Source organism: Synechococcus sp. R5-13 (genome assembly GCF_047462015.1).
In the GTDB taxonomy this organism is placed as follows: Bacteria; Cyanobacteriota; Cyanobacteriia; order Thermostichales; family Thermostichaceae; genus Thermostichus.
Genome location: NZ_JANSIL010000097.1, coordinates 1 through 21553 on the forward strand (window position 1 = coordinate 1; position 21553 = coordinate 21553).

At 58.2% G+C, this 21553-nt stretch carries 15 protein-coding genes; 8 read left to right on the top strand and 7 right to left on the bottom strand.

Annotated features, from left to right (window positions below):
- The first annotated feature begins 116 nt into the window (after nt 1-116).
- A complete protein-coding gene (locus tag NW840_RS08065) occupies nt 117-518 on the top strand; it encodes a SaoD/DsrE family protein (protein WP_414331634.1) in 402 nt (133 codons plus the stop codon).
- A gap of 15 nt (nt 519-533) precedes the next feature.
- On the opposite strand, the gene clpB is transcribed toward NW840_RS08065, so the two are convergent.
- The 3 genes from clpB to phoU form a co-directional block, all read right to left on the bottom strand.
- A complete protein-coding gene (gene clpB, locus NW840_RS08070; RefSeq protein WP_414343565.1) occupies nt 534-3176 on the bottom strand; it encodes an ATP-dependent chaperone ClpB in 2643 nt (880 codons plus the stop codon).
- 199 nt (nt 3177-3375) lie between these two features.
- Nucleotides 3376-5661, bottom strand: a complete 2286-nt coding sequence (locus NW840_RS08075) for a ribonuclease R family protein (protein ID WP_414343566.1) — start codon at nt 5659-5661, stop codon at nt 3376-3378.
- Nucleotides 5662-5728: 67 nt separating this feature from the next.
- Nucleotides 5729-6370: a phosphate signaling complex protein PhoU gene (gene phoU / locus NW840_RS08080; RefSeq protein ID WP_414343567.1), complete on the bottom strand. Its 642-nt coding sequence runs from the start codon at nt 6368-6370 to the stop codon at nt 5729-5731.
- A gap of 208 nt (nt 6371-6578) precedes the next feature.
- Here phoU and NW840_RS08085 point away from each other — a divergent pair, with 208 nt between their 5' ends.
- Nucleotides 6579-7901 carry a four-carbon acid sugar kinase family protein gene (locus tag NW840_RS08085; protein WP_414343568.1) on the top strand — a complete coding sequence of 441 codons (1323 nt, stop codon included), beginning with the start codon at nt 6579-6581 and terminating at the stop codon, nt 7899-7901.
- Nucleotides 7902-7936: 35 nt separating this feature from the next.
- On the top strand, nt 7937-9457 hold the full coding sequence (locus tag NW840_RS08090) for an NAD(P)/FAD-dependent oxidoreductase (RefSeq protein WP_414343569.1): 1521 nt from the start codon (nt 7937-7939) through the stop codon (nt 9455-9457).
- Here the strand turns inward: NW840_RS08090 and treZ are convergent.
- Entirely contained in the window at nt 9454-11313 is a 1860-nt protein-coding gene (gene treZ, locus NW840_RS08095) for a malto-oligosyltrehalose trehalohydrolase (RefSeq protein WP_414343570.1), read from the bottom strand. The two genes, NW840_RS08090 and treZ, sit on opposite strands and share 4 nt — an antisense overlap.
- 116 nt (nt 11314-11429) lie before the next feature.
- On the opposite strand from treZ, the gene NW840_RS08100 reads away from it, so the two are divergent.
- The gene (locus tag NW840_RS08100; protein WP_414343571.1) at nt 11430-13493 is read left to right on the top strand and encodes a prolyl oligopeptidase family serine peptidase; all 2064 of its coding nucleotides are present in this window, start codon (nt 11430-11432) and stop codon (nt 13491-13493) included.
- Here NW840_RS08100 and eno read toward each other — a convergent pair.
- Together eno and ntcA are read right to left on the bottom strand one after the other, a co-directional pair.
- A complete protein-coding gene (gene eno / locus NW840_RS08105; protein WP_414343572.1) occupies nt 13490-14773 on the bottom strand; it encodes a phosphopyruvate hydratase in 1284 nt (427 codons plus the stop codon). The genes NW840_RS08100 and eno overlap by 4 nt on opposite strands.
- A 238-nt stretch (nt 14774-15011) precedes the next feature.
- Complete coding sequence (gene ntcA, locus NW840_RS08110; protein WP_011434093.1) at nt 15012-15686, bottom strand: global nitrogen regulator NtcA; 675 nt, start codon at nt 15684-15686, stop codon at nt 15012-15014.
- Between the two features lie 264 nt (nt 15687-15950).
- Here ntcA and NW840_RS08115 point away from each other — a divergent pair, with 264 nt between their 5' ends.
- Nucleotides 15951-17855: a M61 family metallopeptidase gene (locus tag NW840_RS08115; protein ID WP_414343574.1), complete on the top strand. Its 1905-nt coding sequence runs from the start codon at nt 15951-15953 to the stop codon at nt 17853-17855.
- 50 nt (nt 17856-17905) lie between these two features.
- Nucleotides 17906-18769: a hypothetical protein gene (locus tag NW840_RS08120; RefSeq protein WP_414343575.1), complete on the top strand. Its 864-nt coding sequence runs from the start codon at nt 17906-17908 to the stop codon at nt 18767-18769.
- 481 nt (nt 18770-19250) lie between these two features.
- On the opposite strand, the gene NW840_RS08125 is transcribed toward NW840_RS08120, so the two are convergent.
- Nucleotides 19251-20138, bottom strand: coding sequence for a hypothetical protein (locus NW840_RS08125; RefSeq protein WP_414343577.1), 888 nt, complete (start codon nt 20136-20138; stop codon nt 19251-19253).
- Between the two features lie 316 nt (nt 20139-20454).
- Here NW840_RS08125 and psbV point away from each other — a divergent pair, with 316 nt between their 5' ends.
- Nucleotides 20455-20997, top strand: coding sequence for a photosystem II cytochrome c-550 (gene psbV, locus NW840_RS08130; protein WP_011434097.1), 543 nt, complete (start codon nt 20455-20457; stop codon nt 20995-20997).
- A gap of 26 nt (nt 20998-21023) precedes the next feature.
- Complete coding sequence (psbV2, locus tag NW840_RS08135; protein ID WP_414343578.1) at nt 21024-21494, top strand: photosystem II cytochrome PsbV2; 471 nt, start codon at nt 21024-21026, stop codon at nt 21492-21494.
- The last annotated feature ends 59 nt before the right edge of the window (nt 21495-21553 follow it).

Below are 21553 nucleotides of genomic sequence, written 5' to 3' on the forward strand. Positions count from 1 at the left end.
CATCAAAGCGCATTCCTCCCGGCACTGACCCTACGGGTACAGTGCGGGGCTCCTGCGATTTCTAGCTGAAAATGATAATTACTGATAATCAAAATTGAAAACGGCAAGGGGGCCTCATGAAAGTTGCCTACGTGTTCACTCACCCTCGCTGCGGCACCTATAAGTTGGGCCAGATGATCCTGCCCCAGCTAGAAGCAGGGGTGCATGGAGCGCAGGTGGTGGGCATGTTCTTTTTCGACGACAACTGCTTTGTTTTGCGGCAGGGGGATCCCATTGGCGAGCGCTTGGCCAAAGTTGCCCAAGAGCAAAACATCCTGCTGATGATGTGTGACATGTGCGCTCTGGAGCGCAACCTAGCCGAAGGGGAACCCCGCTGGTGCGACGCTCAAGGACGCGGGCGCAGAGAGCCAGCTCGGTGCGTTCCCAAAAACGTCGTCAAAGGAGTGCAGGTGGGCTGTTTCCCTGACCTCTACGAGGCCTTGAAGGACAACCCACCTGACCAAGTGATTACGCTTTGACGGAAGGACCCCGACTTAGCTGACGGCCACAGCCGCCGGCGGCTCTTGGCTGGGCTGAGAGCCGATCTTGCGGAAGATCAACCGCTCGTTGGCTACATCCACCAAAATGCGGTCGCCGGGCAGGAACTCGTTCTCCAGCAGCTTGGTGGCGATGGGGTTTTCGATCTCCCGCTGGATCACCCGCTTCAGGGGACGGGCCCCGAACACGGGGTCGTAGCCCACCTCTGCCAGGTAGTCCTTGGCTTCTTCGGTGAGCAGGATCTCGATTTGCTGATCTGCCAGCAGCTTTTCCACCCGCTGCATTTGCAGGCCGACAATCTGGCGAATTTGCTCTTTGGTGAGGGCGTGGAAGATGATCAGCTCGTCCACCCGGTTGAGGAACTCCGGTCGGAAGTGGTGCCGCAGCATGGCCAGCACCTGAGTTTTCATCTCCTCGTAGCGGCTTTCATCGGCCCCAATTTCCAGGATGAGGTCGCTGCCGATGTTGCTGGTCATGATGATGATGGTGTTTTTGAAGTCCACTGTCCGCCCTTGGGAGTCGGTGATGCGGCCATCGTCCAGCACCTGCAGCAGGATGTTGAAGACATCCGGGTGGGCTTTTTCCACCTCGTCAAACAGCACCACCGAGTAGGGGCGTCGCCGCACCGCCTCGGAGAGCTGCCCGCCTTCTTCGTAGCCCACGTAGCCTGGAGGAGCTCCGATTAGACGAGAGACCGAGTGCTTCTCCATGTACTCGGACATGTCGATGCGCACCATCGCCTCGGAAGTGTCGAAGAGGAACTCCGCCAAAGCACGGGCCAGCTCGGTTTTCCCCACGCCAGTGGGCCCCATGAACAGGAAAGAGCCGATGGGGCGATTGGGATCCTTCATGCCGGCCCGGGCGCGCCGAATGGCTGCCGCTACGGCGGCTACCGCCTCGTCTTGGCCCACCACCCGCTGGTGCAAATGGGCTTCCAGGCGCAGCAGCTTCTGCTTTTCCGACTCCATCAGGCTGGTGACTGGGATCCCCGTCCAGCGGGAGACGATCTCGGCAATATCTTCGGGAGTCACTTGCTCCCGCAGCAGCGGCTCGCCGTTGGCCTGCAGCTTGGCCAGGTGAGCTTCCTGCTCTTGGATTTGCCGCTCCAATTCCATCAGCTTGCCGTACTTGAGCTCGGCAGCGCGGTTGAGGTCATATTTTTGTTCAGCCTGTTCGATTTGAAGCTTGACGGCGTCCCGCTCGGCTTTAAGGCTTTGCAGGCGTTCGATAGCCTCTTTTTCAAATTGCCAGCGAGCATTCAACTCCCGTTGTCGCTCCGTCAGGTTGGCCAGCTCCTGCTCAATTTTGCTGAGGCGATCTCTAGAGGCAGCATCATCTTCTTTTTTCAGGGAGAGCTCCTCCATCTGCAGTTGCATGATGCGCCGGTCGATCTCGTCCAGCTCGACGGGCTTGGAGGTGATCTCCATCTTCAGCTTGGCCGCCGCCTCGTCCACCAGGTCGATGGCTTTGTCGGGCAGGAAGCGCTCGGAGATGTAGCGGTTGGAGAGCACCGCTGCCGCCACCAAGGCGGAGTCGCTGATTTTCACCCCGTGGTGCAGCTCGTAGCGCTCTTTGAGGCCGCGCAGGATGGAGATGGTATCTTCCACCGAAGGCTGATCCACGTACACCGGCTGGAAGCGGCGTTCTAGGGCCGCATCTTTTTCGATGTGCTTGCGGTATTCATCCAGGGTGGTGGCGCCGATACAGCGCAACTCGCCCCGCGCCAGCATGGGTTTGAGCAAGTTGCCGGCATCCATGGCCCCTTCGCCGGCCCCGGCGCCGACAACGGTGTGCAACTCGTCGATGAAGAGGATGATCTGGCCTTCGGATTCGGTGACCTCTTTGAGCACAGCTTTGAGGCGGTCTTCAAATTCCCCGCGGTACTTGGCCCCGGCAATGAGAGCGCCCATGTCCAGAGCAATGACTCGCCGGTTTTTCAGAGACTCCGGCACATCTCCCCGGTTGATGCGCTGGGCTAGGCCCTCCACAATGGCTGTTTTCCCCACGCCGGGTTCGCCGATGAGGACGGGGTTGTTTTTGGTGCGGCGGGAGAGCACCTGAATGACGCGGCGGATCTCGTCATCTCGCCCGATCACCGGATCCAGCTTCCCTTCGCGGGCCGCCTGGGTGAGATCGCGGCCATAGCGCTCCAGGGCTTCGTAGCGGGATTCGGGGTTTTTGTCGGTGACCCGCTGTTTGCCTCGCACCTCTTTGATGACCGGTTTGAGGCGCTCTACCGTCAGGCCCAGGGGTGCCAAGACCCGCTTGCCCACCCGCTCATCTTGCAGGGATCCCAAAAACAAGTGCTCCACCGAGATGAAATCATCGCCGTACTCTTTGCGAAACTCCTCGGCCCGATCCAGGGTGGTTTCCAGGCCGCGACCCAAGTAGAGCTGATCCACCCGCGCCAACTTGGGCTGCTGGTTGATGAAGCTTTCCACTTTATCCCGCACCAGCCTCGGATCGATACCTGCCCGTTGCAGGAGGGTTTGGGTGAGCCCCCCCTCTTGATCCAGAAGGGAGATCAGCAAATGCTCGGTTTCCAACTGTTGCTGCTGGTGCCGCCGGGCCACATCTTGGGATTGGACAATGGCGCTCCAAGCTTTTTCGGTAAATTGGTTGGGATTGGTGGGCTGCATAGGAGTTCGGCAGAGCTTTGCTACTCAGTATAGGAAGGCAATACAGACACAGGGAGCACCCTGGACTCTTTCGGGGCAGTAGAGCTGGGTGCCGGAAGCTCCGGTAGGATCTTCCTGATCTAGGTATCGCCTATTTTGCCAGAGCCAGAGTTCGCAACAACCGTCCTCTCCAGCTGCGATCCATGGAGGGATCCCCGCCTTATTCTTCTTCTTCGTAGGGACGGCCTTCCCCGATTACCGCCAGGTCAATTTGTTGGCGGTAGTAATCCACGTTCTTAATCTGCACCTCCACCCGATCCCCCAGGCGAAACTGGCGCCGACTCTTGCGTCCCACCAGCGCCTGCTGACGGCTGCGGTACTCGTACCAATCGTTTTTCAGGGTGCTGACCCGCACCAAGCCTTCCGCCAAGATGGGATCCACCTGGACAAAAAAGCCGTAGTTCTGGACGCCGATGATCAGGCCGGGGAACACCTCTCCCAGGTGCTTTTGCATGAACTCAGAGCGCTTCAGGCCCATCAGCTCCCGCTCCGCCTGCTGCCGGATCCGGTACCCCTCCTGAATTTTGGGCAGTTGCGCCTGGAGAAACGCCTGCCATTCCTCCTGCACCTTGGGCGGCAACACCTGCCAGTCGATTTGGCCGTAGCCGCTGGGGCCGTGCAGATCCACCACGGTTTTGGAGCGAGAGCTGCGGCGCTCGCGTCCTTTGCTCAGGGCCAGGTGCAGGGCACGCAAATTGAGCAAGTCGGCATAGCGGCGCAAGGGGGCCGTAAAGGTGGCGTAGGGTTCTTTGAGGCCCAACCCAAAATGGCCGAGTTGCTCTTCCAGAGGCTGGAGACGATACTCGACCGGGGGCAAGGTGGCCAGCATCTGCGCCACCAAGGCCGGGCTCGCGCCAGAGGCCAACACATCGGGAGCGGTGATGCGGGCACAAATCCGCTGCCAGTCCGCCAGAGTTACGACAGCGGGATCTTGCAAATTCAGATCCAGCTTCATGGCATTGGCCAGGCGCAAAAAGCTCTGCAGGGCCTCGGCGGCAGGGGCAGGCTGCACGCGGGCCAAAGAAGGGATCCCCAACTGGCGCAAATGGTGGCCCAGGATTTGGTTGGCCAGCAGGAGAATTTCCGTCATCAGGGCATGGGCGCCGAGGCGATCGCTGATCAAGAGGGGGCCGTAGCCGCTTTCATCGGCAGAGTGGGGAGTGAGCAAATCCAACAGGGGCAGGTCAAATCCCCCCGCCTGGTGACGTTTGGCCCGCAGGATCTGGCTAAGGCGCAGCAGGTTTTGCAGCAGGGCCATCAACTCCGGCACTTCTTCGTCGGGGCCCAAGTCGGCGGTGGTGGCCAAAAGAGCCTGCACCTGACCATAGGACAGGTGAGCCCGCGATTGCACCAGGCTGGGGTAAATCTCGAAGTTTTGTACCACCCCTTCTGGGTCGAGGGTCACTAGCAGTGAATAGGCCAAGCGCTCCTGCTGTGGCAACAGAGCCAGGCGGTTGTGCACCTCCGGCGGAAAGAGAGGCAGCACCATCGTATCGAGGTAGACGGTGGCCGTCCGCTGCTGAGCCTCTTGCTCCAAGGGGTGGTCGGGATCCAGCCAATGGGCCACGTCGGCAATGTGGATCCCCAGCAGCCAGTGGTCATTCTCTTGCCGCTGCAAGGAAACAGCCACGTTGGGTTCCAAGCCGTGGGGATGCTGCAGATCCAAAGGCTCCAAAGTGATGCAAAACCAATCGCGCAGATCGCGGCGGCCCTTTTGGTCAGAGCGGCTGAGCTTTTTGGGCAGAGCTGCTGCTGCCTCCAACACTGGAGCGGGAAACTCCTGCGGTAGGTCGTACTTGCAACAGACCAAATCTGCATCGATGGAGGCCTCTGGGCCGTCGCCCAAAATTTTGCGAATGGTTCCGGTTGGGGGCAGATCCCCCAGCGGGTAGCGATTCACCTCCACATAGGCCACCCGACCTTCCGCCAGCTCGACAGGGGATCCCTCCGTCAGGGCCAGCTCGAACAGCAGCCGGTCATCCAAGGGCACCACCCGAAAACCCTGTTCCGTCTGTTTGAGGCGACCCACCAGGGCAGAATTGGCCCGCTCCACAACGGCCACCACCTCTCCTTCTGGACTGCGGCGACGGTTGCCATCTTTGGTGACCCGCGCCAACACCTGATCCCCATTCCAGGCGCCGCTGAGGTTGCTGCCGTGGATGTACACATCCTCCACCCCCGGCTCGTCCCGAATGGCGAAGCAAAAGCCTTTGCTGGAACAGCGCAAACGCCCCACCACCAAAGATTCGTCCGGCTTGCGCCGATAGCGAGGGGGATCCCCGGATCGTTCCAGAAACCCAGCCCGCACCAGGCCATCTAGGGCAATCTCCAGCATTTCCGGCGCTTCTGGATCGGCGGACTGCAAGAGGGCAAGAAGAGTATCTTTGTCGGTCAATTGCTCGGGAGGCTGAGAGAGAAAATGCTGAAAAATTCGAGAGAAGTCCATTTTGGGTATTGGCAAAAGAGGAGAGAAGAAGAGGGGTTAAGACATCGCAAGACCCAACCCGTTGGCGTTAGTCACGCTGGCCGGTGACGATAAAAGCTACCCGCTGACCGATGTTGGTGCTGTGGTCGGCCAGACGCTCCAGGTAACGGATCGCCAGCAACATCAATAGAATAGGCTCGACCGATCCGCGAATGTCAGACTGCTGCGCCAACGTATTGTAAAGGTTAGTGTAATCTTCATCAACGGCGTCGTCTTCCCGCTTCAGTTGTCGGCCCAGGTCAGCGTCCAATTCCGTCAGGGCCACCAGGCTGTGGCTGAGCATTTTCTGGCAACGCTGCATCATCACCTGAATACGACCCAGCTCCGGGGGCGGCGGGTACATGACCAAGCGCAGGGCCACTTCGGCCAAATCTTTGGCGTAGTCGCCAATCCGCTCCAGATCGCGTACCAGTTGCATCAGGGTACTGATCCAGCGCAGATCCCGCGCCACCGGGGAGCGCAAGGCAATCAAATTAATACAGTCTTTCTCGATTTGACGATAAAAACGGTCAATTTGCTTGTCTTGGGCGATCACCTGTTCGGCGGCGGCCAAGTTCTGTTCAAACAGGGCCTGCTGGGCCAAGACCACCGATTTTTCCACTAATGCCCCCATACGCAGCACATCCTGCTGAATCCGCTTAATCTGAAGTTGCAGCTCAGCTTGCCCCATGGCTTTCTCCCATGGATGTGGGCAGGGGGGGGAAGGGTTGCAGTTGTTTTGGATCACCAGAGCCAGTTGATCTCAATCATGGCAAACTTCGCCTGGAATAGGGGCAGGGAAGATGGCCAACTTGGGGGAAGATGAAAATAGCGGTTGCCCTTTGAGGGGGATTCGTCTGTCTGGAGTTCTCGGGTTGCTTTGTCATTGAGACGGTCTCATGGCTCTCCCCCCTATCGTTGTGTTGGACGATGATCCCACCGGATCCCAAACCGTTCACAGTTGCCTGCTCCTCACCCGCTGGGATCCGGAGACCTTGAAGCTGGGGTTGCAGGATAGCTCGCCAATTCGCTTTATCCTCACCAACACCCGATCCCTGCCGCCGGCCAAGGCCGAAGAGGTGACGCGGTCGGTCTGCCGGGCCCTCAAGCAGGCCATGGGGGAGCTGGGGTGGGAGCGGGCCCTTTTCGTCAGCCGCTCCGACTCGACGCTGCGGGGGCATTACCCCCTGGAAACGGATGTGATGGCAGCAGAGCTGGGGCCTTTTGATGCCCATTTTCTGGTGCCGGCCTTTTTTGAGGGAGGGCGCATCACCGGCAACAGTGTCCACTACCTACGGGTGGGGGAGCGCTGGGTGCCGGTGCATGAGACGGAGTTTGCTCGGGATGCGGTGTTTGGCTACCACCACAGCTATTTGCCGGACTATGTGCAGGAGAAAACCCAGGGGCGGATCCGGGCTGAGCAGGTGGAGCGATTGACCCTAGAGCAGATTCGCGCCGGCTGTCTGGAGCGGCTTTTGAGTCTGGAGGGGAATGTCTGCTGTGTGGTGGATGGAGAAACCCAGGCGGATCTGGATCGCTTTGCCCAGGATGTTTGGGCGGCTATAGAGCAGGGGAAGCGCTTTTTGTTCCGCAGCGCCGCCAGCCTCTTGACGGCTTTGGCCCAGTTGCCGCCACAACCCGTTCCCCCGGAACAGATGGGGCAGTTTGTTCGCTCCTCTCAACCGGGGGTGGTGATCGTGGGATCCCATGTGCAAAAGTCCAGCCAGCAGTTGGCCCGCCTTCTGCAGGAGCCTGAAACCCAAGGCATCGAGGTGGAGGTGAGGCGACTATTGGATCCCGACGCGGAGCTGCTGCCAGGGATCCTGGCCCAAGTTCACAGCGCCTACGAGAAGGGTCTGACGCCGGTGGTCTACACCAGCCGGGAGGAACTGACTTTTGAAAAGGGCTCCGTGGAAAGGCGCCTGGCTTTTGGGCAGAAGGTTTCGCGGTTGTTGATGGGCGTGGTGCAGGGGTTGCCGCCGGGAATTGGCTATCTCATCAGCAAGGGCGGCATCACCTCCAACGACACCCTCAGCGTTGGCCTCAACTTGCCGGCGGTGCGTCTGCTGGGGCAAGTCTACCCTGGGATCTCGATGGTGATCACCCCGTCCGATCATCCCCGCTTTCCCAACCTGCCGGTGGTGTTGTTTCCGGGCAATGTCGGCGAGGTGGATACGCTGGTTTTGATTCATCGTCGCCTCAAAAGTCGGGGCTTGATTTAGGGTGAAGAGGATGGTCTTGTGGGTTCCTCCTGCCGATGGCTGAAGTTGTCCCCCCGCCGGAAGCCTTGCCCGCCTCGGATGCCTGGTGGGGATCCCTGCGGCAGAGGCGGAGGGAGTTACCGCCGACAGTCGTGCAGCAGGCTTCCCAGAGCTTGGGCAGCTGGGAGGTGGATGTTGTCATTGCCGGTGGCACCCTGGGGATCTTCTTGGCAGCGGCTTTGGCCAAGCGGGGCTGGCGGGTGATCCTGCTGGAGCGCGGGATCCTGCGGGGGCGGGAGCAGGAGTGGAACACCTCACACCAGGAGCTGCAGGTGTTGTTAGAGCTGGAGCTGCTTACCCCGCCCGAGTGGGAGGCAGTCCAGGTTACCCACTACCCGAGGGGGCGGATTGGCTTTGGGGAGGGCCCCCACTGGTGGGTGGAGGGAGTGCTGAATGTGGGCGTGGATCCAGTCAGCCTCCTGGAGTTCCTCAAGCAGCATTTCCTGGCCTGGGGGGGCCAAGTGTGGGAGCAGACTGCCTTTCAAAGTGCCACCGTTCACCCCGATGGGATCTGCCTCCAGACCACCAAGGGACAGATCCGTGCTCAACTGCTGGTGGATGCCATGGGGCACCGCTCGCCCATCGCGGCCCAGGCTCGCCAAGGGCAGCCGCCAGATAGCGTCTGTCTGGTGGTGGGATCCTGTGCCCAGGGGCTGCCCGACCAACCCACGGGAGATCTCTTCTACAGCTTTACCCCGGCCCAGAATGGCTACCAGCCCTTTTGGGAAGCCTTCCCCGCCCGCGATGGGCGCACCACCTATCTGTTCACCTACTGCGACCGAGATCCGGAGCGGCCTAGTCTCCACACCCTCTGGCAAGATTACTGCCAGCTGTTGCCCGCCTATCAAGGGGTTGAGCTGACCCAGATCCACTGGGTGCGCAAGCTGTGCGGCGTTTTTCCCGCTTACCGCCGTAGCCCTCTGCAACTGCCCTGGGATCGCCTGTTGGCAGTGGGGGACAGCAGTGGCAGCCAGTCTCCCCTCAGCTTTGGCGGCTTTGGGGCAATGCTGCGCCACCTGGATCGCCTGCAACAAGGAATCCACGAGGCCCTTGCACAGCGGCAGTTGGATCGGGCGGCCCTGGTCTTGCTACAACCCTACCAGCCCAACTTGGCCGTGACCTGGCTCTTTCAGAAGGCCATGATCCCCCCTCTGCGGGAGAAAACCTGGGATCCCGATAGCATTAACCGCTTGTTGAGCAGGGTGTTTGAGGCCATGTTTGCCGCCGGCCCCCAGGTGGTGAAGCCCTTTTTGCAGGATGTAGTGCAGTTCGGCGGCTTGGCCCAGGCCCTGTGGGGGGCGATGAGTCGGGATCCTCGGTTGGTGGCCGGACTTTTGCCCCGGTTGGGGTTGCCGGAGTTGGTGGAATGGGCGGGCCACTTTGGCGCGCTTGGCCTCTTCGAGCTGCTGCAAAGGCTAACAGATCGCCCGGAGCCGGAAACCAACCCCCAGGACTACTTCTGGAGACGGCGCCGCGAGGCTTGGCGCTACGGCTGCGGCCGGGATTACCTCTTTTAGGGGTTCTGACCGTACACCGCCACCCCATAGGGCGGTACCTCCACAAGATCTCCTTGGCTTCTGGCGGGCAGAGAGGATCCCTTGCCCAACCACTGGGTCTCATGGCTGTCCAAAAGTTTTTCCCAGGTGCCGCTGGGCCATTGGGTATAGGTGACTGGCTGATCGGGGCTGAAATTGAAAAGGGCAAGCAAAGCCTGGGATCCCTGGCGGCGGTGCAGAGCTAGGCCAGAGTTGGAAAAGAGCTCCACTTCCACCCCGTCCCGCTCCAGATGCTGGAGAGCCGGTTGGGTTTTGCGCAGCCGGATCAGGGTCTGGTACCACTTCCAGAGAACCTGGTGGTGACCGGCCTTTTTCAACTCCCAATTCAGCTTGGAGCGCAAGAAAGTCTCTTCAGCTTGGGGATCCGGCGGCTCTCCCTGCCAGGCAAAGGCGCTGAACTCGCGGCGGCGTCCTTGGCGCACCGCTTCCACCAGGTCGGGATCCCCGTGGCTGACAAAATACAGAAAGGGGGCCACCTCCCCGTATTCTTCCCCCATAAACAGCAGCGGCAGCATGGGGGCCAACAGCAGGGCAGCGGCAGCCAACTTGAGGCCCTCGAAAGAGGTGAGCTGGCTAAGGCGCTCTCCCAGCCTGCGGTTGCCCACCTGGTCGTGGTTTTGAATGCAGACAACAAATTGGGATCCCGGTCGCCCAACAGCGGAGTTGCCGTGACGCCTGGCGCGGTAGCAGGAGTACTGGCCAGAATAAACGTAGCTCTCCCGGTAAGCCTTGGCCAGGTGCTCCAATTCGCCAAAGTCCTGGTAGTAGCCTGTCTTTTCCCCGGTAAGCAGGGTGTGAAGTGAGTGGTGGAAGTCATCGCACCACTGGGCATCTAGCCCGTAGCCCCCTTGCTCTCGGGGGGTGATGAGGCGGACATCGTTGAGGTCGCTTTCGGCAATGAGAACCCTGGGCCGGCCAGTGCGAGCTTCTAGGGCATCCACCTGCTCTGCCAATTCCTGCAAGAAGGGGTAGGCGCTGAAGTCGTAGATGGCATGCACCGCGTCCAGCCGCAGCCCATCGAGATGAAACTCCTCCAGCCAGTACTCGGCGTTTTGTAGGAAAAACTCTCGCACGCCGTCAGAATAGCGGTCGTCGAAGTTGAGGGCATCCCCCCAAGGGGTGTGGTACTTGTCGGTGAAGTAGGGGCCAAAATCCCGCAGGTAGTTCCCCTCCGGCCCCAGGTGGTTGTAGACCACATCCAAGATGACGGCCAAACCCAGTTGGTGGCAGGCATTGACTAGGGCTTTGAAGCCTGCCGCTCCTCCATAGCTGGTCTGCACCGCGTAGGGGTAGACGCCGTCGTAGCCCCAGTTGCGCTCTCCTGGAAACTGGGCCACCGGCATCAGCTCCAGCACGTTTACCCCCAACTCCACCAACTCCGGCAGGCGAGGGATCAGGGCGGCAAAGGTGCCCTCGAGGGTAAAGGTGCCTACATGCAGCTCGTAGAGGATCCACTGAGACAGGGGGATCCCCTTCCACCCCTGATCCTGCCAGTCGAAGTGGGGATCCACCACCCGCGAAGGGCCGTGGACGCCGTAGGGCTGGCAGCGGGAAGCGGGATCCGGCCGCTCCACTACCCCTGCTGAGGTGTGCAGGCGGTAGAGGTAGTCCACTGGCCCAGGTGGGATCCCGTCCACCTCCCCCTGCCAATAGCCCTGCTCATCCCGCACTAGAGTAAAGCAACGTTGGACAGGGCTGAGCAGCTTCAGCTCCACCTGCTCAACCAAGGGCGCCCACACCGAGAAGTGATAGCAGCCTGAGCCCAGGGGATAGGCGCCCATCCGCCCGGCCTGGAAGAAAGGAGAAGCCTGCAACACAGAATCTATCCCGCAACTCGGCTTCCACTATAGCGAGCATGCCTGGCAAAGGCCGGAGAGTGGGTTTTTGGCTTCTCCTCTGCCATAGTGGAATGGGTCTCTAGCGCTTAGGTCTCATGCTCAACTACCCGCCCAGCTATCCGGATCCCACCGTTGTCGACATCTACCACGGGCAGGCGGTACCGGATCCCTACCGCTGGCTGGAGGATCTGGATTCGGAGCAGACGCGGGCCTGGATCGAAGCACAAAACCAACTCACCTTCGACTACCTGAGACAAATCCCGGCACGGCAACGGCTGCTGGAGCGCCTGACGCAGTTGTGGAACTACGAAAGATACAGCCAGCCCTTCAAAGAAGGGGGCCGCTACTTCTATTTCAAGAACGACGGCCTGCAAAACCAAAGTGTTCTCTATACCCAAGAAAGCCTGGAGGCTGAGGCCAGGGTCTTGCTGGATCCCAACACCTTCTCCGAAGACGGTACGGTGGCTCTATCGGGCATTGCCATCAGCCGTGATGGGCGGTATCTGGCCTATGGCCTCTCCTGCTCCGGCTCCGATTGGCAAGAGTGGAAGGTGCGGGACATCGAAACCGGCGAGGATTTGCCGGATCACCTCCGCTGGGTCAAGTTTTCCGGGGCGAGCTGGACGCTGGATGGGCAAGGATTTTTCTACAGCCGCTACGACGAACCGGCCCCCGGCAGCGAATACGAAAGCGTCAACTACTTCCAGAAGCTCTACTACCACCGCCTGGGCACCTCCCAGTCAGAAGATGTTTTGGTCTATCACCGCCCCGACCAAAAAGAGTGGGGCTTTGCCGGCGGGGTTACTGAAGATGGGAATTACCTCATCATCTCCGTCTGGCGGGGCACGGATCCCAAAAACCTCATCTTCTACAAAGACTTGCGGGATCCCCAGTTTCCTGTAGTAGAGCTCATCCGCGAGTTTGAGGCCGAATACAGCTTCGTGGGCAACGACGGATCCCGCTTTTGGCTGTTGACGGACTGCCAAGCTCCTCGGCGGCGACTGGTGGCGATTGACTTGGAGCAGCCCGACCAGGTGCAGGAGGTGATCCCCGAGGCGGAGGAGACCCTGCAGGGGGTTAGCTTGATCAACAATCAGTTTGTGGCCTTCTACCTCAAAGACGCCCACACCCAGATCAAGACCTTTGCTTTAGACGGCACCTACCTAGGAGAAATCCCGCTGCCCGGGCTGGGATCCGCCAGCGGCTTTGGCGGCAAGCGCTACGACACCGAGACCTTCTACACCTTTACCAGCTTCACTACCCCGCCCACCATCTACCGCTACGATTTCACCAGCGGCACCAGCACCCTGTTCCGTCAGCCCCAGGTGGATTTCAATCCCCAGGCCTACGAGGTGCAGCAGGTGTCTTACACCAGCAAAGACGGCACCCGCATCCCCATGTTTCTCGTCCACCGCCGTGGCCTGACTCGGACAGGGGATCACCCCACTCTGCTGTATGGCTACGGCGGCTTTGGCATCTCTCTTACCCCCAGCTTTTCAGTGGGTCTGGTGGCCTGGCTGGAAATGGGAGGGGTTTACGCCCAGCCCAATTTGCGCGGCGGCGGCGAGTACGGAGAAGAGTGGCACCAGGCGGGCACCAAGCTCAACAAGCAAAAGGTGTTCGACGACTTTATTGCCGCTGCTGAGTGGCTGATAGCCCATGGCTACACCAACCCCGCCAAGTTGGCCATCTCCGGCGGCAGCAACGGCGGCCTCTTAGTGGGGGCCTGCCTGGTTCAGAGGCCGGAGCTGTTTGCAGCGGCCCTGCCGGCAGTGGGGGTGTTCGACATGCTGCGCTTTCATAAGTTCACCATCGGCTGGGCCTGGATCTCCGAGTACGGATCCCCGGAGAACCCGGAGGAATTCAAGGCCCTCTACGCCTATTCCCCTCTGCACAACCTCAAGCCCGGCACTGCCTATCCCGCCACCCTGATCACCACCGCAGATCACGACGACCGGGTGGTGCCCGCCCACAGCTTCAAGTTTGCCGCTGCCCTGCAGGCAGCCCAGGGGGGATCCCAGCCCATCCTCATCCGCATCGACACCAAGGCAGGGCACGGGGCCGGCAAGCCCACCAGCAAGCTGATTGAGGAAGCTGCCGACCGCTGGGCCTTTTTGGTGCAGGTGCTAGGGATCCCCTGGGACGGAACGGGAAGTTAGCGAGCTCTAGGACCCAGGCCCACCCGACCGGCATAAACTGCCGCTTCCCCCAGCTCGTCTTCGATGCGCAGCAGTTGGTTGTACTTGGCAATGCGCTCGCTGCGGCAGAGGGATCCGGTTTTGATCTGCCCGGCACGGGTGGCCACCGCCAAGTCGGCAATGGTGGTGTCTTCCGTCTCGCCAGAGCGGTGGCTGATGATGGTGCGAAAGCCGGCTTGAACTGCCAATTGGATGGCCGAGATGGTCTCCGTCAGGGTGCCGATTTGGTTGGGCTTGATCAAAATGGCGTTGGCGGCGGCGCTGTCGATACCCTTTTGCAGGCGGGTCAGGTTGGTTACAAACAGGTCATCTCCCACCAGCTGTACCCGGGATCCCAGTTGAGCGGTCATGGCTTGCCAACCGGCCCAGTCTTCTTCCGCTAGCCCATCTTCAATGGAAAGGATGGGATAGTTGGCCAGCAGTTGCTGGTAGTAAGCCACCATATCAGCCGCGCTGTGGGCTTTGCCCTCAAAGTGATATTGCCCATCCTGCAGCAGCTCGTTGGCGGCCACATCCAAGGCCAAGGCGATATCTGCTCCCGGTTTGTAGCCTGCCTGTTCAATAGCCGTCATCAGCAGATCCAAAGCCGCCGCATTGGAGTCGAGATCAGGAGCAAACCCCCCTTCATCCCCCACACCGGTGGACAGCCCCTTCTGCTGCAGCACTTGTTTTAGTACCGCAAACACCTCAGCCCCGTAGCGCAGCGCCTCGCGAAAGCTGGCCGCTCCAATGGGCACAAGCATAAATTCTTGAATATCGACGTTGTTGTCGGCGTGGGCGCCGCCGTTGAGCACGTTCATCAGCGGCACCGGCAGCAGGTTGGCAAAGGGCCCCCCCAGGTATTTGTAAAGAGGCAAGCCCACTGCTTCCGCAGCCGCTTTGGCTGTCGCCAGAGAAACTGCCAAAATAGCGTTGGCCCCCAGGCGGGACTTGTTGGGGGTGCCGTCCAGGTCGATCAGCAACTGGTCAATACGGGCTTGGTTGAGGGCATCTTCTCCCTGCAGCTCCGACTGGATGGGGCCAAGGATGTTTTCCACCGCCCTCAGCACACCCTTACCGCCGTAGCGTTTGGGATCCCCGTCCCGCAGCTCATGGGCCTCGAAGGTACCGGTCGAGGCACCGCTGGGAACCTGCGCCAAGCCCGTTGCTCCATTGGCTAGACCCACCAGGGCTTCTAGGGTGGGACGCCCTCGCGAGTCGAGGATCTCATGGGCGGTAATCCACTCGATGGCCGTTTCCACAGTTACACCTCAGCAATTGGCTAGATAGCTCTGGCCAAAGCCAGATCCCCCCATAGACTAGTAGATTCTTGCCCGCGATCCGGTCAGCTTCCAGAAAACTTTAAGTCTGTCCTTCGGGCACAGAGATTCTTCAAGGCTGCAGCAGTAGATTGAACATAGGCCGGCCAGAGCTTCAACTAGCCGTCGAGCGGGGTTTGCCTGGGCAAGGTGCTACTCAGGAGGTGTTCTCCTCTTCCTTCTAGGCAAAGCGATGGCTCAGCCGCATCGGGTCGTGTACGGTGATCTTCTTCTTGTGAATGGAGATGTACTTCTTCTTGCGCAGCTCTCCCAACAGGCGGGTGATGGTGACGCGGGTTGAGCCAATGGCCTCGGCAATGGCCTGGTGAGACAGCTTGAGATCGATGGTGACCCCATCTGGGCCAGGCACCCCGAAATCGCGACAGAGAATCAACAAAAAGCTGACCAGACGGGATCCCATGTCGCGATGAGCCAGCGTCTCGATCATCATCTCCGTTTGCAAGATACGAGACGACAGGCTTTTAACCAGCAACATGGCCAGTTCGGCGTTCTCCTGCAAGGATTTTTCCACCTGCTCGATCGGCAGAGAGAGTAACTCGGTAGGTGTAAAAGCCACCGAGTGATAAAAGCGGTCGGAGCGCTGTCCCGTGATAAAGGAGAGCACGCCGAAGATGCTGTTTTCCCGCAGGAGGGCAACGGTGATTTCCTCTCCCATTTCGTAGACCCGCGAGAGCTTAACGGCTCCCTTTACCAAAAAGTAAACCCGCTCCGCCGGATCCCCTGGAAAAAAAATGGTCTTCCCACGCTCAAACGTTTCGATAACCGGAGGATGGTGAGGGCCTCCCAATTGCTTGAAGGCTGTGATCAGAGATTTTTCCGCTACGGCCACCGCCATACTCATCAACCTTTTAAGGTCAGTTTATACCTAAGATCAACCTACTAAGATCAATCTAGAAGCATTAGGCTAGGTTGCAACCCATTGACTTCAGAATCTACGAGGATACCAAGATTTACCCTAAAGTAGAAGGTTCTGCCTAGGTATCTTTGTAGCACGCGCTACATTTTTAAGTCTCGTTGCTGCTCTCCAGCCAAAGGCAGAGGTTAGGATAGGAGCCATTGTCGCTGGGGGTTGCGTCGGCCCTTGGCGGTAGAGAGTGGAGTGGGTTGGAACATTCTATCTATCTATCTATCTATGGGGATCCCAGAGGTTATCGTTGCTGCACCTTCTCAACTGAGCCGCCAGCATTTCACAGTGCGGATGCCGGATCCGGCCAATCACCTGCTGGAGGTGGAACTGCAGATCCAAGAGGTGGATCCAGAGGTGCCTTTGCGGCTGCGACTGCCGGTGTGGACGCCGGGATCCTACCTGGTGCGGGAATATGCCCGTCACGTGCAGGAGTTTCAGGCGGCAACCGAGCAAGGGATCCCTTTGGCCTGGCGGAAGGTGGATAAGAACACCTGGCAGATCGATCCGCCGGGCTGTTCTGCCGTGAAGGTGTGCTACCGGGTCTATGCCTATGAGCTGACGGTGCGCACAAACCATCTGGATTTGACCCACGCCTATTTCAACGGGGCAGCGCTCTTCCTCTACGTGCCCGGTCGCGAGCGGGAACCCTACACTTTGACGGTGATCCCCCCCAAGCCGGATTGGCACATCGCCACCAGTTTGCGGCCCTTGACCTCTCCTTCTGAGGATCCCACTTCCGGCCAGTCTTTTGTGGCGGAAGACTACGACGAGCTGGTGGATAGCCCGGTGGAGGTGGGCCTGCATCGGATGCAATCGTTTGAGGTGGAAGGGATCCCCCATTACTTTGTGGTTTGGGGGGCGGGCACTCTGGATGTGGAGCGGGCTGTCGCTGATGCCAAGGCCATTGTCGAAACCACAGCCGCATTTTTTGGTGGGCTACCCTATGACCGTTACTGGTTTATCGTGCATTTGTCACCGGGAGGATTTGGTGGCCTTGAGCACAAGTACAGCACCACCCTTCTTTACTCTGGGCTGGAGCTGCATCAGCCGGAGTCCTATCGGCGCTTTTTGTCTTTGCTGGCCCACGAGTTGTTTCATGCCTGGAATGTCAAGCGTCTGCGTCCTCTGGCATTGGAAAAGATCGATTACAACCAGGAAAATTATCTGGAATGTCTGTGGTTTTGTGAGGGGGCGACCAGCTATTACGAAAACGTCATCTTATTGAGGGCAGGGATCCTCAGTGCCGGCGATTTCTTGAAGATTCTTTCCGAACAGATTGGTCGCTTGCAGCGTACTCCGGGCCGGGCCGTGCAATCGCTGCGGGAGTCCAGCTTCGATACCTGGATCAAACTCTACCGCCCCCACGAAAACACCCTCAACAGCCAGGTTTCTTATTACTTAAAGGGGGCTTTGGTCTGTTGGCTGCTGGATCTGCACATTCGCCACCTTTCCGGCGGTCAGGGATCCCTGGATACAGCTTTGCAGGATCTGTGGCAGCGCTTTGGTCGGTCAGAGAAGGGCTACAGCGACCAAGACTTGCGGGAGGCGTTTGAGCGGGCAGCCGGTGCCGATCTTGGCCGGTTTTTCTCCGCCTATGTGGAAGGCACGGAAGAGCTAGACTACAACACTTACCTACACCCCTTTGGCCTCACCCTTAAAGCCCACTTCAGCCGCCCCAACCCCATCCCATACCTGGGCCTCAATTTCAACGGCGAGGGCAATCGCATCAGCGCAGTAGAGATGGGATCCCCGGCGCAAAAAGCGGGCATCTGGGCCGGCGATGAGCTGGTGGCCCTGGATGGGTTCAGGGTGAGCGCTGCCAACTTGGCGGAACGCTTGACGGCCTATCAGCCCCACCAGATCATTTGTTTGAGCGTTTTTCAAGCCGATCAGTTGAAACATTTCTGGATCCCGTTGGATCCCCCTCGGCCCGATGTCTACACGTTGGAGGTGTTGCCTGAGCTGACTCCTGCTCAAGAAGCCCTTCAGCAAGGCTGGCTGGGATCCCTTGTCGGCGCCCAGCTTCGGTCAGAGGCAGGTCCCCATCTGCTTGAAAATTCACCTATCTCCTCCTATCATGTTGAGGCAAGCAGGTAATCCAGTTAACTGGAAAGAAAAGTAACAGCAGCAGAGGACAGGAGTATCTGATGGACTTAGTTTTGGTTTTATTGATTGGGGCAGCTGTTGGTTTCTCGGTAGGCATTTACGTTGCTCGCCAGTATGGGGCCAGTCCTAAACTGGAAATCTGGAAACGAGAGATTATCAGAGATATATCTTCGCAGCTAAGCCAACACAGCCAAAAACTCAACGACCCGGACAAAGCACTCATCAAGTTGAGCGAAGGATTGGTAGACAAGATTTCTCAAAAGTTACAGGAAAAGTTACAGGCCGTCCAAGCTACCCTTGAAGAGTTTAAATTTCGCCTTGCTGACAGCCAGCAAAGCTTGCTACAGGACTGGGGCAGAGACTTTCTACAAGCTATATCTGTAAAGTTGGCCGAACATGGCCAGCAACTGAACAATCAGCTAGCCATTCTGGAAAATCTAGTGGAAGAGGCCAAAGATATTTATCGGCAACTACGGGTTACTATTCAAAGTTCTCATGGATCCGAGATATGCCCAACTGCAAATCAGGACTCAAATCAGGACTCCCAGAATGAGCAGGTTACTCAGGTCATTGGTAAAGCACCAGATCCTGAGACACCAGACGAAGTACTAAGAGACAAGGATGGGACAGCTATCGTCGATATATCAAAGATAGAGTCGTTCTTAAACTCAAAAAACATAAAGATAAAAAGCATAGCTGCGGAAGAAAAAGAGGAAAAGCTAGATCAAATAGCCGCCTTTATGGGCAGTCAGTACTCTTTGATCAAAAGATTCTATGGAATGATTAAGTCAAGTATGAACAGCGGAAACTCTTTCTCAATAAACCTTAGAGACGAACCTCAACAAGTAATTGTCACAACTTGCCAGGTTGCCACAGAGCTATACAAGATTGCATTTTTGGAATAGATACTTCAGAGCGCCTAGGTGTCTGCTAGTAGCAAGAGCCAGCAGATCTCGACAAGCACTGAATTTTCTCTCAGGAAACTGGCTAGAGAGATACGTTAGGAATAGGTTGATTTGCCTTGCTAAAAGGCAAACTGGAAAGATTGATTTTTCTCACATAGCAAATGCCAAAGTTACTTTGTCAAACGGAGATGATTTTGAGATGGATCTTCTCTTCCACGTTAATGATCAATTTTACTGGGTAGAGTCGAAGACAGGTGGGTACCAAGATAAAGTACAAAAGTACTCCGAGATTGCTTCTGACCTTGGTCTTCAGAGAAACCAAGCCATCATAGTTTTGGCCGACGTTAGTCAAGATGCAAAAACCAGTCTATCCTCTCTCTATCATTTGTCGGTCATCAGTGTTGATGAGGTTGAGGCTACATTTGAGAGGATCTTAAAAAGTCACCTTCGAGAAGTCTGAAAGGCACCCAAGAGCATTAGCTTAAGCCACAATTTTGACAGCTTGTTCCATACACCACCAGGGATCCTCCGCAAAAGCCGGCATGGGCGTGCTGCCCGCCTTGCCCAAGATGGCCAGCCGAACTTCCCGATCCAGGCGGGATCCGGCCCCGTAGGGATCTTCTGAGGGAGGTTCCAGCCGTTGCCCCAGAGGGGGCATCACCATAATGCCTGGCTGCATGCTGGTGCTGCTGACCCAGATTTTGAAGCGATCCACCGCTACGTCTGTTCCTTCTGGCAGCTGCATCTGCAGCAGGTAGCGGGGGCCAGAGCCAATCAGCAGGCTCTCGTTGGGGCGTAAACGGGCAGGCAGATCTGGTTGATAGGGGTAAACCAAATCCACGCTGTACCGCCGCTCGTCAAAGACGGTGACATAAACATGCACTGGAGTGGGGGCTCTGTTTCTCAAGGCAATGGCCAGGTTGCGGCCTGCTTGGATTTGCACTTTCCCTTGGGGATCCCGCGGCAGGGGGCTCACTTCGGCAGGGGCAGAGCTGCTGGCCGGGGTTTCCAGTTGGAGAAATTCCACTTCCAAGATGCTGCTCAGCGCATCGCTGGCAGGTTGCAGGTTCAAAAGATTACCAAAAGCAGCCACGTGCTCCAACAGCCGCACCAGCTTGCGAGGCAGGGCCAGTAGCTTCTTCACCGGGATCCGGAAGGCCGCCAGAGCCACCTCTTCCCCCCGCCGGTAAAAGTGATAAGTGGCATCGGGCAACAGCTCTACCCGCAAGTCCGCTGCTTCCGGGTCTGTGTAGGTCAGAAGCGGTGAGGCCGGCAAGGCCGCCAGCAAATCGGCAACGGGCATTTGCACTTGACTGGGATCCGCACAGGTGAAAGCCACCCGCAACGGCTGGAATCGGATAGAGGACATGGGGAAAACCTGGAACGGAGTCTGCCGTATTCTCCTGCTGTGAGGTTGCCGGGCAAGCAAGCCAAGCTCTATATTACCTGCTCAGTTCTCCCCACCTCGACCGGGCTGTGGCCAAGTCAGCTCTCGGCCAACAGACTCCCAACAGGCCATAGCTCCGTAATCAAACTTAACACCAAAGGCAAATGGAACCATTGGGAAACTATCCCGGATCCCATCTGCAAATGATCTCTTAATGGTCTATTCTTGATCCTGTTGTCGGGTTTGTGGCTGGAGTGGAGCCCACCTCTCCTCTTTCTAGGCTGATCTACGGAGAACCATGTTTAGCAAAGCTTTTTCTTTTCAGAAGGTGTTTGCGCCAGCGCGTCGTCGGTTGCTTGTCCTGCTGTTGGCTGCGTTGATGGCTGGGTTTGGCTGGGGTCTGGCTCCAGTGTTTGCAGCTAGGGATATTCCTGCAGTGGCTCTGTCGCCAACTGAGTCTATTACCTTTACCGAAGCCCAGTTGGCCAAAGGGAAGAAGCTATTCAACACCGCATGCGCCCAGTGCCATGTGGGCGGCCAGACCTATCCCAACCCGGATGTGAGCTTGAAGCTTTCGGATCTGGAGGGGGCAACTCCCCCACGGGATAATGTGCTGGCGATTGTGGATTACATCAAGAATCCAGTCACCTATGACGGGGTGGAGTCTCTGTTGGAGTATCACCCCAACACCCAGCTCACCAGTGAGTATCCCCGTCTGCGCAACCTCACCGACGAGGATCTGAAGCTGATTGCGGGCTACATTCTGGTGCAGGCCAAGACCGTTCCCGGCTGGGGTGGTACCAAGAACGAAAGCCACAGCGACCTATCAGCCTATCTCTAATGCCGCATCTGGATCAGAAGTTGCCTATGAGATGGCGGATCCCGTCTCGCCTCTGGGCCTGGGTCGGGATCCTAGCTTTGTTGTGGCTGGGGCTGGCCAGTCCGGTGGCTGCCCGCATTGATCCTTACGTGAACCAGTATTTGCGGGTGAGTGGCCCTGTGGAATTGCCTCTAGATGCCGCAGGGCATACCCTCACCTTTACCCCAGAGCAGCTCACGGACGGCAAAAATCGTTTTCAGTCCGCCTGTTTGAATTGTCATGTGGGCGGTGCCACTTTGCCGGCTCCCAACATTTCCCTCTCTTTGAAGGACTTGCGCGGTGCCACTCCACCCCGAGATACCCTTCAAGCCTTGATGGAGTACCAGCGGGATCCCGGCAGCTACGATGGCTCGGATTCCAGCTATGGATGCCGACCTGTACCCCCTTCCTGGATGGACGACGAAGCCGTAAACTACCCGGCTCCGACCGCTAAGCGGTACGGAGCGAGCTTTCAGTAGCCCTGAGCCTGTTCTGCTCTACCAGAGAACAAAACAAGCCCGGACCTCTAGGCTGGTTT